We start from the raw sequence: 14,877 nt of genomic DNA, 5'->3' as shown, positions 1-14,877 counted from the left end.
CCGTTGAGAGTGTACCGTAACCCTGTGACAGGACGCGCATGGACGTTCTCGTGATCGCCAATCTGCGCTCCGGCTCCTCGGATGTCCGGCTCCTGGAATTCGCTGACGCGCTCACCCGCTCTGGGGCGTCGGTGACGATGCGGCTCGTCGCCCCGCACACGCCCGCGGAGTCGCTTGTCCACGATGCTGCGTCGTTCGACAGGATCGTCGCTGCGGGAGGTGACGGGACCGTCTCATCGGTGCTCCACGCCGTGCGCGACCGCGACGTGCCGGTCGCGATCCTCCCCTCCGGCACAGCCAACCTCAGCGCGCGCAACCTCGGGCTGCCGAGCGACCCCCGTGCGCTCGCGGATCTTGCGCTTCACGGGCCGGTGTCGCGGTTCGACCTCGGCGAGATCGCCGTCGGCGGCGCGGTGCACAGCTTCTTCGTGGTCGCGGGCGCAGGCTTCGACGCGCAGATCATGGCAGGCGCCGAGCCCATGAAGCCGATCATCGGCGAGGGCGCGTACATCCTGTCAGCCCTGCAGGCCGCGCGGACCTGGCCGTCCACGCTCATCCTCACGCTCGACGGCAGGAAGATGGTCACTGAGGGCACGGCCGTGCTGCTCGTCAACCTTGCCCGCATCCAGTTCGACCTTTCGCTCGTCCACGAAAGCGACGCGACCGACGGCGTGTTCGAGGTCGTGGTGATGAAGACGCGCACGCTCGCAGACCTCGTGCCGACGATCTGGGCGGCGCTGCTCGACCGGCTCGCCTCCTACCCGGATCGCCCTGGCTTCGAGGTGCACACGGCCCATGAGGTCGAGCTCATCGCCGAACCACCGCTGCGCGTGCAGCACGACGGCGAGGTAGACGCACCGACGCCGTTCTCTGCCCGGGTCCTGCCGAACGCTGCGCTCGTCGTCGTGCCGGAGGCTCACTCCCGCGTCTGAACGAGCGTGCCGAGCGGGACCTGCGGGAACAGCTCGAGGACGTCTTTGTTGTACATCCGGATGCACCCATGTGACGCTTTCGTGCCGATCACCCACGGCTGGTTCGTCCCGTGGATGCCGTACGCCGTGTACACATAACGCACTGAGTCGCCGCTTCCCACTCGCCGGAACAGCCGCATCTTGCGCGGACCGTACACGCTCGCAGGGTCGGTGTAGTACTTGGCACCGACTTTCCACATCGCGACGGGAGTCTCCATCCCTGGCCTCCCGATGGCGATCGGATACGACTTCACGAGAACGTCGCCCTTCACCCAGTACAGCCGGAAATCAGACTTGTCGATGACGATGCTCGTCGCTGCAGGGTACGCTAACCGGCGGTACCGTGCGGCCGACTGCGTCGTCGTACCGCGCTGGGAGACAGCCACCGCGCGCAACGCCTCGCCGTCGCTCGGCATCGCGACGGCGCCGAAAACGACGGTCGAGAACGGGGCCGCCGCCTTTTCGGCGATCAAGGTGGCGCCTCGGTACAGCCGCACACGGGCGGTGTTCACGCCGGTACGTACGCTCACGTTGGCCTTTTTCGCGACGAGCGAGCCTGATTTCGGCGTCGTGATCGCAGGAGCATGCGGGGCGCCTTGAAGCTCGCCTGCCACCGCCTGCGGAACCGCGCTTGTTCCGCCGACGATGGTCACGGTCGTCACGGGAGGATCGCTCGCGGAGACGCAGCGGGCGGTCTGCTCTGGGACGCCGGTCGCGCTCACGAGCAGCAGCGGGCCGCCGCCACGAGCGCCGAGCTGCGCGGAAGCGACGGCGTCAGCGACGGTGCGCGCGATGATCGCGGAGCCGGTCCGAGCTCCCCCGAGCTTCCAGACCGCAGTGGCAGCGGCAGCAGCGGTTCCATATCGGTCGGCGCCCCACCACCGTTCCGTCGCACCCACTGCCTGTGCGGCTTCGTCAGACACCACGCCGGGGCCGCCGAGCACGACAACTTCCATAGGGTCCAGCGAAGCTAGCCGCGCTGCCGTGGCGCCGGGAACCGAGTCGCGGGCCACGTACAGCACCGGCACGCGGAGCGCCGCTCCAGCGTTCGCAGCGGCAAGCGCGTCCACGAGCCCTCGCGACGGCTCACCGTTCGCGATAAGCACACGGCGACCGCCGTCCGTGGTGGACGAAGCGACGACCGAAGCGACTGCTGCCGCAGTGCCGTACCGGTCGGAACCGAAGACCCGCGTGGTCTCCACCGATCCGCCGAACTCGGCGGCGACCCGTGCCAGACAGGCATCCGAGATGGAGCCCGGACCACCAACGGCCACGACGGGGACCGTTCCGACATGAGAGGCGACGGCGCGGAGCACAGAGGTCGCAGGTGCGGGCACGCCGTCCCGGCGCACCAGCACGAGCGGAGCGTGCAACACGCTGGTGAGCGTGGATGCTGCGAGCGCATCGCTCAGCGCCGTATCTTCACCAGAAGCGATGATGACGGCACGGACGCCCTCCCAGTTCGGGAATGCCGCCTCAGCAACCGCAGCGGCCGTCGCGAAGCGGTCCACGCCCGCGATGCGCTGTGTGGTCACGCACACGTCGCCGCCGTCGTACGCGCCCCATGCCGCCACCGGAGCAGCGGCCAGCACAGCACAGATCGACCCGAGCACCGCCGCTCGAACTGCCCACAGTCGCATGCAGCCACGCTCCCCCGTCGCATCGTTGCACCAACGATAGCACGAACCGCTGACGAGTTCGGCGGAAACGCAAACGGCCCCGGAAGATCCCGGGGCCGAGCTCGTTTGATGGTGGGCGCTGTAGGATTTGAACCTACGACCCCTTCCGCGTCAAGGAAGTGCTCTCCCCCTGAGCTAAGCGCCCGTCTGTCAAGGACAGCGACGCATATTGTATCAGCAACCGGCGTGTGCGCCACCCTGAATTTCATCGACTTCTCACCTTGCGCGCTACCACCCGCGTTGCTAGACTACGCGTTGCGCGCGGACGTGGCTCAGTTGGTAGAGCACAACCTTGCCAAGGTTGGGGTCGCGGGTTCGAGTCCCGTCGTCCGCTCCAGACGACCGTTCGGAAGGTTGGTCCGAGGCCGAGGTGGGCCCACGCGGGCCAACCTTCTCGATTGATAGCCCGATACGCGTGGCGACGTCGCCAAGTGGCAAGGCAGGGGCCTGCAAAGCCCTTATCCCCGGTTCGAATCCGGGCGTCGCCTCCAGACATGAAAGCCCCGGCGCACGCTGTGCCGGGGCTTTTCTCTACACCCCGTACTTGATCTGGATGCGCCGCGCCTGCTCCAAGCGGTGAAGACCGCGAGCGAGCGCTTCAGGGTCCTGGATGTTCTCGACGGCCCACTTGACGATCTCGCGTGGAACCAGCGGATAGCGCTTCCGCGCCTGCGATAGGGTCATGGCCTGCTCCTTCACTGCTACGACTGAGACTGCAACTGCTGCTACGATGACCCGCCTTCTCCTGGATTGTGCTCCGCGCGGCGCCTCGCGTCAAGCGCATTCACGCGCGCCACGGCTTGAAGAGCTCGTGCGGGAAGCCGAGCACGTCGAGGACCTTGCCCACCACGAAGTCCACCATGTCGTCGACGCTCTTCGGCATCGTGTAGTACGCCGGCATCGCAGGCACGATCGCTGCACCTGCTTCGGCCAGCGTCGTCAGGTTGCGCAGGTGGATGAGATGAAGCGGCGTCTCTCGCGGAACGAAGACGACCGGCCGCCGCTCCTTGAGCGCGACGTCCACCACGCGCTCCGCCAGATCGCTCGCCAACCCTGCTGCCGACGAGGCAACGAAACCCATGGACGCCGGCACCACGATGACCGCATCGAGCGCATTGGACCCGCTCGCCACCGGGTCGAACAGGTCAGCGTCATCTGCGACGCGCAGGCGCGCAGACGGCTTCAGGTCCAGGAACCGTCCGAGGGATGCGGCCTTGTCGCGCCCTTCCAGCGAGAGGCCCACCTCATGCCTGGCCACGGCCTCGCCGGTCGGTGTGAAGATCGCCACCACGTCGGCCCCGCCGTCTGCAAGCTGCTGTATGGTGCGCAGCCCGTATGCGGAACCCGACGCTCCCGTCACGATCACCGCTGCCCGCTCGATGCCCGCCATCGTTCACACCCCGATCAAGACGTCTGCCAGCGCTCCTGCGAACACCACGATCGCGATGACGCCGTTCGTCGTGAAGAACGCCGCGTCGACCCTGCTCAAGTCCTCATGGCTCACGATCGAGTTCTCGTACCAGAGCAGCCCCGCCGCGATGGCGACGCCGACGAACCAAAACGCTCCCGCTCCGACAAGGACGCCGGCCGCCGCGAGCAACAGCACGGTCAGCACGTGGAGCGCCTTCGTCTGACGCAACGCGCGTGGAACACCGATGTCTGCCGGCATCGAATGCACCTTGTCGCGGCGATCGCACTCGACGTCCTGCGTGGCGTAGATGATGTCGAACCCGGCGGTCCACAGCGCGACTGAGACCCCCATCAGCCACGGCGCGGGATGGTTGGCTGGGGCTCCGATCGCGAGCCACGCGCCCACCGGCGCGAGTCCGAGGCACATCCCGAGCCAGTAGTGGCACAGGGCAGTGAATCGCTTCGTGTACGGGTAGACCGCGAACGCGATGAGCGGTATCGGTGCCAGCGGCCGCACCACCGGCGCAAGCTGCCACACGCCGACGAGGTAGAGCGCCAGCATCGCTGCAGCGAACAGCCACAGCTCCCACGCCTTCACGAGACCGGCGGGCACCGCCCTGTTCGCGGTGCGCGGGTTTCGCGCGTCGATCTCCTTGTCGATCGCGCGGTTCAGCACGAAGGCGAATGCGCGCGCGCCGACCATCACGACCGTGATCCACGCAAGGGACGACCACGTCGGCACGAGCGTCGAGAGCCCCTTGCCCCACGGAAGATGGACGGCCCGGACCTGCGGAGGCAACGGGGCATCGGACGTCCACGCGATCGCCAGCCGCTGCCCGACGAAGGCCGCGACATCCGCGCGCACCCTTTGCCACACCTCAGAGCGCGCGAACCCTGCCAGCGACGCACCGTACAGCGCCCCCACGTACGCGTACGGGAGCGCGAAGATCGAGTGCTCGAACTTCACGAGTTCGGCGAACAACTTCACTTTGTCGAGCGCTCTACGCATCGAGTCCCAGCCCTTCCCAGAGCTCGTCGATGCGCGCCTTGACCTCAGGGCTCATCTCGAGCGCGTCCGGCCACTCGCGCAGGTGCCCCTCGCCAGGAAGCGGCTTCGTCGCGTCGATGCCCATCTTGAAGCCGAAGCTCTCGTAGTTGCTCGAGTGGTCCAGACGGTCGAGCGGGCCTTTGCTCACCAGCACGTCCCTGCTCGGATCCACGTTGTTGAAGCATCGCCACGCCACTTCCGAGTAGTCGTGGCAGTCCACGTCCTCGTCGACGACGATGACGAACTTCGTGAACATCATCTGGCCCATGGACCAGGCGAAGTTCATCACGCGGAACGCCTGGCCCGGGAACTCCTTCTTGATCTGGAAGATCGCGCAGTTGTGGAACACGCCTTCCAGCGGCAGGTCGTAGTCGATGACCTCGGGCATCATGGCCTTGATCACGGGCAAAAAGAGCCGCTCGGTCGCTTTGGCCATGTAGCAGTCCTCCATCGGCGGTCGACCGACGATCGTGGCCGGATACAGCGGGTCTGAACGCATGGTGATGGCGTCGACGTGAAGCACGGGGAAGTCGCCCGCCAAAGAGTAGTAGCCCGTGTGGTCGCCGAAGGGACCTTCTGTCTTGAGCTCGCCGATGCGCACGTGGCCCTCGAGGACGATCTCCGCATGCGCGGGAACGAGCAGGTCGTTCGTCACGCAGCGGACGACCTCTACTGGCTCGCCGCGCAGGATCCCGCTGAACAGGTATTCGTCGATGATGGGCGGAACAGGGGCCGTGGCCGAGTAGATGGTCGCCGGGTCGGCGCCGAGCGCTACGGCGACCGGCATTCTGTCGTGACCTGCAGCGGCCCACTCGCGCAGGTTCTTGGCCCCGTCGTGGTGTTCGTGGATGTGCAGCCCGGTGGTGCGCTCATCGAAGACCTGCAGCCGGTACATCCCGACGTTGAGCCGCCCTGACAGGGACATCGTCACGACGAGCGGCAGCGTGACGAACGGTCCGCCGTCGCCAGGCCACGTCGTGAGCACAGGAAGGGCGCCGAGATCCACCTCAGCGCCCCGCAGCACGACCTGCTGCACCGGCGCTTTGGACTGCTTGACTTCCCTCGGACCGGAAGCGGCCAGGTCTTTGAGGCCGAGCAGGGCGTCCAGCTTGCCCTTGAGCGACGCAGGGGCGTCGAGCGGCACCAAGTCCATCAGCTGACGGGCCTTCGCGTCCAAGTCCTGCCAGCTGCCTGTCTTCGGCTCCACTCCAAGCGCCCATGCCATGCGCTCATAGGACCCGAACAGGTTCATCACCACGGGCATGCCGAACGTCCGCCCCGATGCGCGGTCGACCGGGCGCTCGAAGAGGAGCGCTGGACCGTGGCGCTTGCTCACGCGATCCGCCACTTCCGGAATCTCGAGGCGCACGTCAAGCTCCACCGGCACCCGCTTGATCTGGCCAGAGCTTTCGAGCAGCGCGATGAAATCGCGCAGGTCACGGAACGCCATCGTCCCTCCTCAGTCCTCGAGTCCGAGCACGTCCGGCAGCTCCACGAAGGTTCGTATGGTCGCACATGCGGCCATCGCAGGCATCACGTCGCTGCCGGTTCGCTGGATCAGCACCGGCGTCATCCCGACCGCTCGCGCGCCAAGAACGTCCGCGTAGTGATGATCGCCCACGTGGACGGCCTCCTCTGGAGCGACACCGAGCCGCTCGCACGCGAGGACGAAAACGCGGGGGTCGGGCTTCCGCAAGCCGACGTCTGCGGAGGACACCACGACGTCGAACATCCCACCGAGCCCGAGACCTTCGATGAGCGATGCAAGCCGTCTGTCCCAGTTCGAGATGATGCCCGTCATGATGCCTGCATCGCGCAGCGCCGTCACTGCAGGCGCGACGTCGGGATACGGGCGCCACCTGCCTGGCTTGCCGAACTCATCGTACACGCGTCGTGCAATGACCGGTGCTTGATCTGCGATTCCGAGCCGCTCGCACAGCAGCGAGTACATGCCCACCCACACCGAGGATGTCTCCTCCTCGTCGGTCCAGAAGGTATCGTCGGCACGGTAGCGGTCCTCGTAGTAGGCGTCCACGAGCGGCATGAGCGACTCGATCGCTTCCAGGTCCGCGGAATGACCAAACTCGCTCAAGACCTCTTGGCACACGCTCGACACGCTCGGATACGGCTGAAGAAGCGTGTTGCCGACGTCGAAGAATACGGCTCGCGGTCGCATCACTCGAGATAGGTGACCGCGTCGCGACGCCGCTCGGTGGGTATGGGCTCCTCGGCAGGCACGCCCACCAAGACGAGCCCTGCGAGCACGCGGTCGTCAGCAACGCAGAGTGCGGCTTTCACCTCGTCGATCACCCAGCGAGGAGCCGTGATGCAGCACGCTCCGAAGCCGAGGTCGGTAGCGCGGAGCATGAGGTTCTCGATGGCGGCTCCAGCAGCCACGAGACGGTTTGTGCGCTCCACATCGTCTTCGCTGTCTGGAACAGACACGCCGATCACGACGGGGGCGTTCCCGAGATCGGCGTAGAACTCCGCCGCCTTCTCCAACTGGCCGGCAGGCAGAATGCTCGCGTACTCCTCGAGGAAGCGCGTGGACTGCGCGACCGCTTCCCCCACGGCCTTGCGCGCGGTTCCGAGCGCCACGTGGAAGTGCCACGGCTGAGAGTTGAGAGGGGACGGCGCGCTGGTGGCCGCATCGATGAGGTCATCGATAACGCTCGTCGCGATCGGCTCTCCCGTGTACAGCCGGATCGAGCGTCTGCGTTTCAACACTTCAGCGAGCTCCACGTGACACCTCCGCACCTCGTGGCCGTACTGACGACAGCATATCACGGGCGATGCGCGATGCTCGTCCGTCGATCCACGTGTTTCTCGAGCCGGACGGAAGTCCCGCCGCCCTCGCACGTTGTGAACTCGACGCGGTCCATCAGCGCTCGCATGAACATCACGCCGCGACCCGAGGCAGCGTAAAGGTCCGACGACTCCGGCAACGTTCCGTCGAATCCGCACCCCTGATCCGAAACGACGATCGCGACGCGGTCTTCGTAGACCTCTACGACGACCCCGACGGTGTCGGATCTGCCGCCGGGCGAGCCGTGCCGCATCGCGTTCGCGAGCGCCTCGCCGACAGCCACTCGGATGTCGAACATCGTCGACTCGGGGATGTCGAGTCCGGCGATAAGCTCGATCACCCGCTGACGCGCCGTAGCGAGCTGGGCGGTATCAGCTGGGAATGACAGCCCCTGCTCCCACGACGGCTCCTGAGCAGTCGGCGCAATCTCCAGCGAGGAAAGGGCCTCATGCTCGTCCGATGCGGTCGAGACCACGGGCGCGACGCGAAGAAGACCTGACAGTTCAAGGATCCGCCCCACATCGGGGCTCGCGCCGGCCAACACCAGCCTCCCGTCACGCGGCTCGAGCACCCTGTTCAGCCACACCAAGAGCGCGATGCACGAACTGTCCACGTACGCGACCCCGGACAGGTCGAGCACCACGTTGCGGCAGCCGCGCTCGATGGCTTTGCTCAGTGCCTCTCGGACTGCGGAGGCGACCGTCACATCGAGATCTCCCTCGAGACGCGCCACGCAGGTGGAATCGCTCTCATACCTCAGATCGACCATCATCGCCGTTCTGGCCTCGGCTGCTCGTACGCGATGGTGTTTCCCCGCGCTTCAGCCGCGGTAAACGACCCAGCCCCAAGATAGCCGACCGCGAGGATCGCAGCGTCATCTCGCAAGGCGCCCCCCGTGTACCTCTGCACTGCTCCGAGCAGCTCCTCGGGGAGCGAAGCTGCGCCTCTGGAGCGCCTCAAGACGCGCCGGATCCGCTCCTCACCGAACAGCCGACCGTTGCGCCTAGCCTCGCTCACGCCGTCCGTATACAAGAGCACCTGGTCTCCGCAACGCAATACCACGGAAGCCTCGTCGTACTGCGCCCCGCTGACGGCCCCCACCAATGGACCGGTCGTGCCGAGCCGTACGATGCTACGCTCTGAAGACCGCCACAGGAGCGCAGGCGGATGGCCTCCGTCCGCCCACAAGAGCGTCCCGGTGCGAAGGTCCAGCATGCCGAGCCAGATCGTGAATATGTCGTTCGCATCGCCGCTTGCGTGAACCGTCTCGTTCAGCGCCTCAAGGATCTCCTTCGGACCCGCGCCCGCCGCCACCATCCCGCGCACCATGAACCGGATCATGGATGTCTTCGTCGCTGCCTCGACGCCTTTGCCGCACACGTCCGCGATGACGAACGCCACGCGCCCGTCAGGTGCAGCGAACACGTCGTAGTAGTCACCGCCGATTCGGGCGATCCCCTCAGCAGGCACATACGCCGCGCCGAGATCGAGGCCGTCGTAGCGCGGAAGCCGATCCGGGAGGATGCTCGACTGCAGCACGTGCGATACCTCGTGCTCGCGGGCGAACAGCTCGGCGGTGTCGATGGCAAGCGCGGCGTGGGAGGCGAACGTGCTCAGCAGATCCGCGTCGGCCTTACCGAACTTGCCGGGCTGCGCGCCAAGCGTCACCAGCACCCCGATGGCCTTCCCGCGAGCCACAAGCGGCACCAGCAACGCCGAATGCAGCCCCCTCTTCAGCGCCGCGCGCGAGAAGGCCGTGCCGATGTCCTCGAGGCGTGACACGAGCATGACCTGCTGGGTCTGCAGCACGGCACCAGGCAGGTCCTCATCGGCCCGGCACGTGTGGTCGAGCATCACTTGGTCGAGCACGCCGCGCGCCATCGAGACTTCCAGCACACGCCGGTCCTCGTTCCGCCTCATGAGCATCACGGTGTCGGCATTGAAGATCTTCTGCACGACGTCGAGGACCCGGCTCAAGACGACGTTCACTTTCAGCGAGGAAGACACGACCTGTGAGACGCGGAACACCGTCTCGAGGCTTGTCGCGCGGTCTTTCGCCTCCTTGAACAGCCGGACGCGCTCAACGGCCAGCGCGGCCTCCTTGCCGATAGTCCCCGCGATACGCATGCATCGCTCATCCACCACGAATGAGTGGTCCGGCGTGCCCGTCACAACCATCCCCATGAGATGGCCGTCGAGCGCAGCATACGAGACGAGGGCCGTAGCGAGGGGCTGGCGTTGCAACCACGCGGTGATGCGCTCGTCACCGTCGTCCGAACGCAAGACGAACACGCCGGAAGCGAGCCCTGCGATATCTTCTCCTGACAAACGCTGCTCGATGAGCTCGACGAGGTCCGCGATCGAGTCACAGCGCTGCTCCTGTCCATCTTCCTCCCGCAGACGCTCGTCAAGCCAGGCGCTCGACCAGCGCATCCCGAGCGACACCGCTTGGCAGGTCGCCACCTTCTCGAGGGCGGACGCGAGGTCGGGCTCCTCTACGAGCATCTGAGCGGCTTGCTGCAAAGCCTCCGCCTCGACCCGCGCCCGCCGCTCCCGTTCGAAAAGGCGCGCCTTCTCCAGAGCAAGAGCGGCCTGCGACGCGAACGAGCTCACCAGCTCTATCTCGGCCGCAGAGAACGGCCGCTCACGCGTCCGCGAGACGGCGAGCACGCCGACGGCTCCTCCCGAGGCCCGCAACGGCACCGCGAGCGTCACAGACCCATCCGCCTCGGCCGAACGCTCGCCGCCGAACAGCGCATCCAGCCCGCCCTCGATGACCCTCGCATCACGAGCATCCGACATATCCGGCAACGCCGTGGACTCGAACTCGAGCAGCGACCCGTCCTCCTGGCCAGTATGCCCGCGATAGGCAGCAACTCTCATGGAGCTCGATGCATCGCCCTCAGCGTCTGCAAGCAGCACCGCCACGTCACATGCTCCGAGGAGGTGTATGACTGCGCGCGCAACGTTCTCCGCGACCTCGCGCGGCTCCTCTGTCCGCGCGAGCACCCGAGCCGACTCCTGGAGACGGTTCAGCCGCATCGCGACGAGGTTGAACGACTCCAGCAGACGACCGACCTCGTCTCCGCGGTCGACAGCGACGGGGTCCAGGACCGCGCCCTGCGCTGCAGCGCGAGCGCGCGATTCCAGCGCACGCAGTGGCCTGACGAGCCACGAGAAGGCGGTCGCAGCGACCACGACGACGAGGACCAAGACCCCCACGTACACGATGATGGCCGGCCGCAGGGCGCTCCACGTCTCGCTCATCGCGGCGCCAGAAGGCTCCAACACCACGACGTCCCACGCCAGGCCGGGCACGCCTGCGACACGGCCCAGGTACCCCTCCATGCGGCCGCGTGACGCAGATGTGGCTGTCACTCGCGCATCGTTCGAATCGTCGACCTTCTCGATCTTGAATTCGGCATCTTCGAGACCCGCGAGGGAGCCCGCCCAGAAGATGATGCGACCGTTTCCGTCTCGGATGAATGCCACGGGCGAGCGCGCCGTTGCCGCGATCTGCTCCAAGGTGCTCTGTATACGATCCGTTGCGACCTGCGCGATGAGCACGCGACCGGCGCTTCCGGAAGATCCCGACCAGCACACGACCCTCAACCCGGACTCGTCGACGAGCCACTCGCTCCTGCTCCCTGCTGCGGCGAGGCGCTCCGACCACGATGCGATGGCAGACGGCGCCGGCGTACCGGTCGCTGGATACGCCGCTATCACGGTCCCTGAAGTCTCAGCGAGAGCCAGATGGGAGAGATACGTCCCGTTGTCGAGGAGCGCTACGCCAAGCGCGAGCTTCGCCTGCGGAGCGGCGCCAGCGGCTACCTCGCTTCGATCAGCCAGCGCCCGCGCGAGCCGGTACGCCGTCTGCAGATGTGACGCCGCTTCCAGGCGCAGGATGTCCCGATACGCACCAACGCGCGCCGCCTGCTCCGATTTCATCACCCGGTACACGCCGAGAGCGGCCGTCGCACCAAGCAGCAACGTCGTAGCAAGCGCAAGCGCTGCGGCGATGCGCGTATACCTCGCAGCAAGGCTGTCTCGGCTCAGAATCGCAGGTCTCACAGGACGCCCGTCCGGTCCATGATGCCAACGACGACGTTCCCATCGTAGTGCAACGGCTCTACGGCGTCACCTGACGCACGGGCCGCCTATCCGATGGTGCCCAAGAAAGGAAAGACCCGCACGAGAACGCCCGAGATGCGTCCGAGCTGGCCGGTCGCGATGAGGACGCCCATCACGACGAGCACGCTTCCCGAGATGCGCGAGATCGCGAGCGAGTGCTTGCCGAGCGCTCTGAGCACGCGTTCAGCACGACCGAACAGCGCGGCAGTGAGAACGAACGGCACGCCGAGCCCTGCCGAGTACGCTGCGAGGAGAACGGCCGCCCTCCCGGCGTCTCCGGTCTGCGCTGCCATGCCGAGGATGACGGCGAGGATCGGTCCGACGCACGGGGTCCACCCGAGCCCGAACGCTGCGCCCATGACGAGCGCTGCGGCCTTCCCGAAACGCCGGCTCTTCGCGAGGTCGGCGCGGAACTCCCGGTACAGCCACGGCACGCGGATCACGTCCATCATGAGCACCCCGAAAACGGCGACCACGACGCCGGCGATCACCGCAAGGACCCGCTTGTAGGAGCCGATCGCAGGGCCGAGCGTCTGCGATGCCGCACCGGCCGCAAGCCCCAGCAGAATGAAGACCGCGCTGAAGCCGAGGACGAACATCAGGCTCGGAACGATCACCTCGGAGGCGCGCCGCTCGCCTGCCTTGAGATCGGAGGCAGAAAGCCCGGTGATGAACGACAGGTACCCTGGGATCAGGGGCAACACGCACGGCGCGATGAACGACAGTGCGCCCCCCGCGAACGCGGCGAGCAGACCGACCTGTTGACCCATCCGGAGCCTCCGTTTCCCGCATCGGTGCGGTGGTGCGCACAGATTATACCCCGGCGGGTATGGCTTGTGTAGGTATCACTCGGGAGCCGAGGCCTCGTAGCCCGCAGACCGGATCGCCTCCACGATGGCCTGCACGTCGACCCGCGCTGGGTCGTACGTCACGGAGGTCGCCTCGGCGCTTCGGTCGGCTTTCGCAGAGATCACTCCATCAAGGTCTCCCAGCGTCAGCTCGATCAGGGACTCGCACGAACGGCAGTGCATCCCGCGCGTCGGGATCTCGACGCTCACCGTCTCAGCCACGCTCTCTCCTCTTCGTCGTTCGGGCTTCCGCATTCTTCGACGCCCATCGAGGCGCCGCAGTAGGGGCACATGCGCCAATCGCGCAATACCGCCTGGCCGCAGGACGGACACTCCTTGAGACCTGGTCGCCGCCTCTCGCCGCTCCTGAGGCCGCCCCGCGTGGCGGCAGCAGTTCCCGCCACCAACGCTACCACAGCGACAGCCACGGCCGCACCGCCCGAAGACAGGCCAGCAGCACCGCATCGCTCCTGGAACCACGGTTGGCCAGCAGCGACGACGAGCAGCGACACGGCGATGACTGCGGCGATCGCGATGCTTAGAGCCCTCAGCACGCCGCTCCGATCCACGCGCATCTCCTACGGCCCATGCCCCATGCAACCGGCGTGCCAACGCGTTGCAGGCAGAGCAGACGCGCTACAGGCCGAACCGCTGCATTCTGGCCTCCAGTGTCTTGGCTGTCAGGCTCAGGAGCTTCGCGGCACGCGGAACGTTGCCACCGGTCCGCTCCAGGGCCTGCGTGATGAGATCCATCTCGACTTCTTCGAGGTTCACGCCCTCGTCAGGAAGCGTGAAGCGACGCTCGCCGCCTTGCAGCGCCACACCCGACCTGATCTCTGCCGGCAGGTCCTCGACACCGATCGAATCGCTTCGTGAGAGGATCACCATCCGTTCGACGGTGTTCTCGAGCTCGCGAACGTTGCCGGGCCACTTGTACTCGACGAGCGCTCGCATCGCGTCCGGTGTTATCTTCCGGTCTCCAGCACGAATCTTCTCCAGGAAGTGCGCGATGAGGCGAGGGATGTCTTCCGGGCGGTCGCGCAGCGGCGGAAGAACGATCGGGACCACGTTCAGGCGATAGTAGAGGTCCTCCCGGAACGAACCATCAGCGATCAGCTGCTGGAGGTCGCGGTTCGTCGCCGCCACGACGCGCACGTCGACCTCGATGCTGCGCGTTCCGCCGAGCCGTTCGAAGACCCGCTCCTGGAGAACGCGCAAGAGTTTGACCTGGACGGCCGGCGAGATGTCACCGACCTCGTCCAGGAAGATCGTCCCGCCGTTTGCGAGCTCGAACCGGCCGGGCTTGGCCTGCAATGCGCCGGTGAACGCGCCTTTCTCGTACCCGAACAGTTCGCTCTCGAGCAACGTCTCCGGGAGCGCCCCGGCGCTTACCGACACGAACGGACGCTGGGCCCGATCTGAGAGCTGGTGGATGGCTCGCGCGATCAGCTCCTTGCCGGTCCCTGACTCGCCGTAGATCATCACCGTCGCGCTCGTCGGAGCGACTTTCCGGACCGTCTCCAGAACCGACAGCATCGCCGGCGAGCCAGCCACGATGCCCTCGATGTCGTACTCTTTGCCGACTTCGGCGCGCAGACGCTCGACCTCGGCAGCAAGCTCTCCGGTCCGCAGCGCCTTGTCGATGACAAGCTTGAGCTCTTCGAGGTCGAACGGCTTCGAGAGGTACTCTGTCGCGCCTGCCTTCATCGCCTCGACGGCGGTCTGCACGTTCCCGTGCGCTGTGAGCATGATGATCGGGAAGGTGAAGCCCTTCCCGCGGACGCGACGAAGCACCTCCATGCCGTCCGGGGCAGGCATCTTGTGATCGAGCACCATCAGGTCCGGCGCGTTCTCCGAGACCTCCGTCATGGCTTGCTTGCCGTCAGCCGCCTCTGAGATCTCGTACCCTTGGGCCCTGAGCGCTTCTGCAAGCACCCAGCGCATGTTCTTTTCGTCGTCGACGATGAGAACGCGTTTGCCCACC

14 protein-coding genes and 3 tRNA genes are annotated in these 14,877 nt (G+C 66.4%); 3 read left to right on the top strand and 14 right to left on the bottom strand.

The window, feature by feature from the left end; all coding sequences use genetic code 11:
- Window positions 1–38: 38 nt before the first annotated feature.
- The gene (locus MX659_RS04830; RefSeq protein ID WP_267192320.1) at window positions 39–932 is read left to right on the top strand and encodes a diacylglycerol/lipid kinase family protein; all 894 of its coding nucleotides are present in this window, start codon (window positions 39–41) and stop codon (window positions 930–932) included.
- Here the strand turns inward: MX659_RS04830 and MX659_RS04825 are convergent.
- Together MX659_RS04825 and MX659_RS04820 are read right to left on the bottom strand one after the other, a co-directional pair.
- On the bottom strand, window positions 917–2,611 hold the full coding sequence (locus MX659_RS04825) for a cell wall-binding repeat-containing protein (RefSeq protein WP_267192319.1): 1,695 nt from the start codon (window positions 2,609–2,611) through the stop codon (window positions 917–919). The two genes, MX659_RS04830 and MX659_RS04825, sit on opposite strands and share 16 nt — an antisense overlap.
- Before the next feature lie 109 nt (window positions 2,612–2,720).
- Window positions 2,721–2,795: transfer RNA gene (locus MX659_RS04820), tRNA-Val, on the bottom strand.
- A gap of 116 nt (window positions 2,796–2,911) precedes the next feature.
- Between MX659_RS04820 and MX659_RS04815 the strand changes: the two genes are divergently transcribed.
- Both MX659_RS04815 and MX659_RS04810 read left to right on the top strand, forming a co-directional pair.
- Window positions 2,912–2,987, top strand: a tRNA-Gly gene (locus MX659_RS04815).
- An 80-nt stretch (window positions 2,988–3,067) separates the two neighbouring features.
- Window positions 3,068–3,141: transfer RNA gene (locus MX659_RS04810), tRNA-Cys, on the top strand.
- Window positions 3,142–3,181: 40 nt separating this feature from the next.
- On the opposite strand, the gene MX659_RS04805 is transcribed toward MX659_RS04810, so the two are convergent.
- The 12 genes from MX659_RS04805 to MX659_RS04750 all read right to left on the bottom strand — a co-directional run bounded on the left by MX659_RS04805 (window position 3,182) and on the right by MX659_RS04750 (window position 14,876).
- Window positions 3,182–3,334 carry a hypothetical protein gene (locus MX659_RS04805; protein ID WP_267192318.1) on the bottom strand — a complete coding sequence of 51 codons (153 nt, stop codon included), beginning with the start codon at window positions 3,332–3,334 and terminating at the stop codon, window positions 3,182–3,184.
- 100 nt (window positions 3,335–3,434) lie between these two features.
- Window positions 3,435–4,040 carry a UbiX family flavin prenyltransferase gene (locus tag MX659_RS04800; protein ID WP_267192317.1) on the bottom strand — a complete coding sequence of 202 codons (606 nt, stop codon included), beginning with the start codon at window positions 4,038–4,040 and terminating at the stop codon, window positions 3,435–3,437.
- Window positions 4,041–4,043: 3 nt separating this feature from the next.
- The gene (locus MX659_RS04795) at window positions 4,044–5,069 is read right to left on the bottom strand and encodes a UbiA-like polyprenyltransferase (protein WP_267192316.1); all 1,026 of its coding nucleotides are present in this window, start codon (window positions 5,067–5,069) and stop codon (window positions 4,044–4,046) included.
- The gene (locus MX659_RS04790; RefSeq protein WP_267192315.1) at window positions 5,062–6,558 is read right to left on the bottom strand and encodes a menaquinone biosynthesis decarboxylase; all 1,497 of its coding nucleotides are present in this window, start codon (window positions 6,556–6,558) and stop codon (window positions 5,062–5,064) included. Before MX659_RS04790 ends, MX659_RS04795 begins: the two co-directional genes overlap by 8 nt.
- Before the next feature lie 9 nt (window positions 6,559–6,567).
- Window positions 6,568–7,284 carry an HAD family hydrolase gene (locus tag MX659_RS04785; RefSeq protein WP_267192511.1) on the bottom strand — a complete coding sequence of 239 codons (717 nt, stop codon included), beginning with the start codon at window positions 7,282–7,284 and terminating at the stop codon, window positions 6,568–6,570.
- Window positions 7,284–7,850 (bottom strand): nitroreductase family protein, encoded by a 567-nt coding sequence (locus MX659_RS04780; protein WP_267192314.1) that lies wholly within the window; start codon window positions 7,848–7,850, stop codon window positions 7,284–7,286. Before MX659_RS04780 ends, MX659_RS04785 begins: the two co-directional genes overlap by 1 nt.
- Before the next feature lie 41 nt (window positions 7,851–7,891).
- On the bottom strand, window positions 7,892–8,686 hold the full coding sequence (locus MX659_RS04775) for an anti-sigma factor antagonist (RefSeq protein ID WP_267192313.1): 795 nt from the start codon (window positions 8,684–8,686) through the stop codon (window positions 7,892–7,894).
- A complete protein-coding gene (locus tag MX659_RS04770) occupies window positions 8,683–11,985 on the bottom strand; it encodes a SpoIIE family protein phosphatase (RefSeq protein WP_267192312.1) in 3,303 nt (1,100 codons plus the stop codon). The genes MX659_RS04775 and MX659_RS04770 overlap by 4 nt, the downstream gene beginning before the upstream one ends.
- Before the next feature lie 86 nt (window positions 11,986–12,071).
- Window positions 12,072–12,815, bottom strand: a complete 744-nt coding sequence (locus tag MX659_RS04765) for a cytochrome c biogenesis CcdA family protein (protein WP_267192311.1) — start codon at window positions 12,813–12,815, stop codon at window positions 12,072–12,074.
- 75 nt (window positions 12,816–12,890) lie between these two features.
- The gene (locus MX659_RS04760) at window positions 12,891–13,115 is read right to left on the bottom strand and encodes a heavy-metal-associated domain-containing protein (RefSeq protein WP_267192310.1); all 225 of its coding nucleotides are present in this window, start codon (window positions 13,113–13,115) and stop codon (window positions 12,891–12,893) included.
- Window positions 13,100–13,462, bottom strand: a complete 363-nt coding sequence (locus tag MX659_RS04755; protein WP_267192309.1) for a zinc ribbon domain-containing protein — start codon at window positions 13,460–13,462, stop codon at window positions 13,100–13,102. The genes MX659_RS04760 and MX659_RS04755 overlap by 16 nt, the downstream gene beginning before the upstream one ends.
- 67 nt (window positions 13,463–13,529) lie before the next feature.
- Complete coding sequence (locus tag MX659_RS04750; RefSeq protein WP_267192308.1) at window positions 13,530–14,876, bottom strand: sigma-54-dependent transcriptional regulator; 1,347 nt, start codon at window positions 14,874–14,876, stop codon at window positions 13,530–13,532.
- Window position 14,877 lies beyond the last annotated feature (1 nt).

The organism is Parvivirga hydrogeniphila (assembly GCF_023371205.1).
GTDB classification, from domain to species: Bacteria; Actinomycetota; Coriobacteriia; order Anaerosomatales; family Anaerosomataceae; genus Parvivirga; species Parvivirga hydrogeniphila.
The sequence above is the reverse complement of the archived record's forward strand: the minus strand, read 5'-3'. Positions and strand labels throughout refer to the sequence as shown.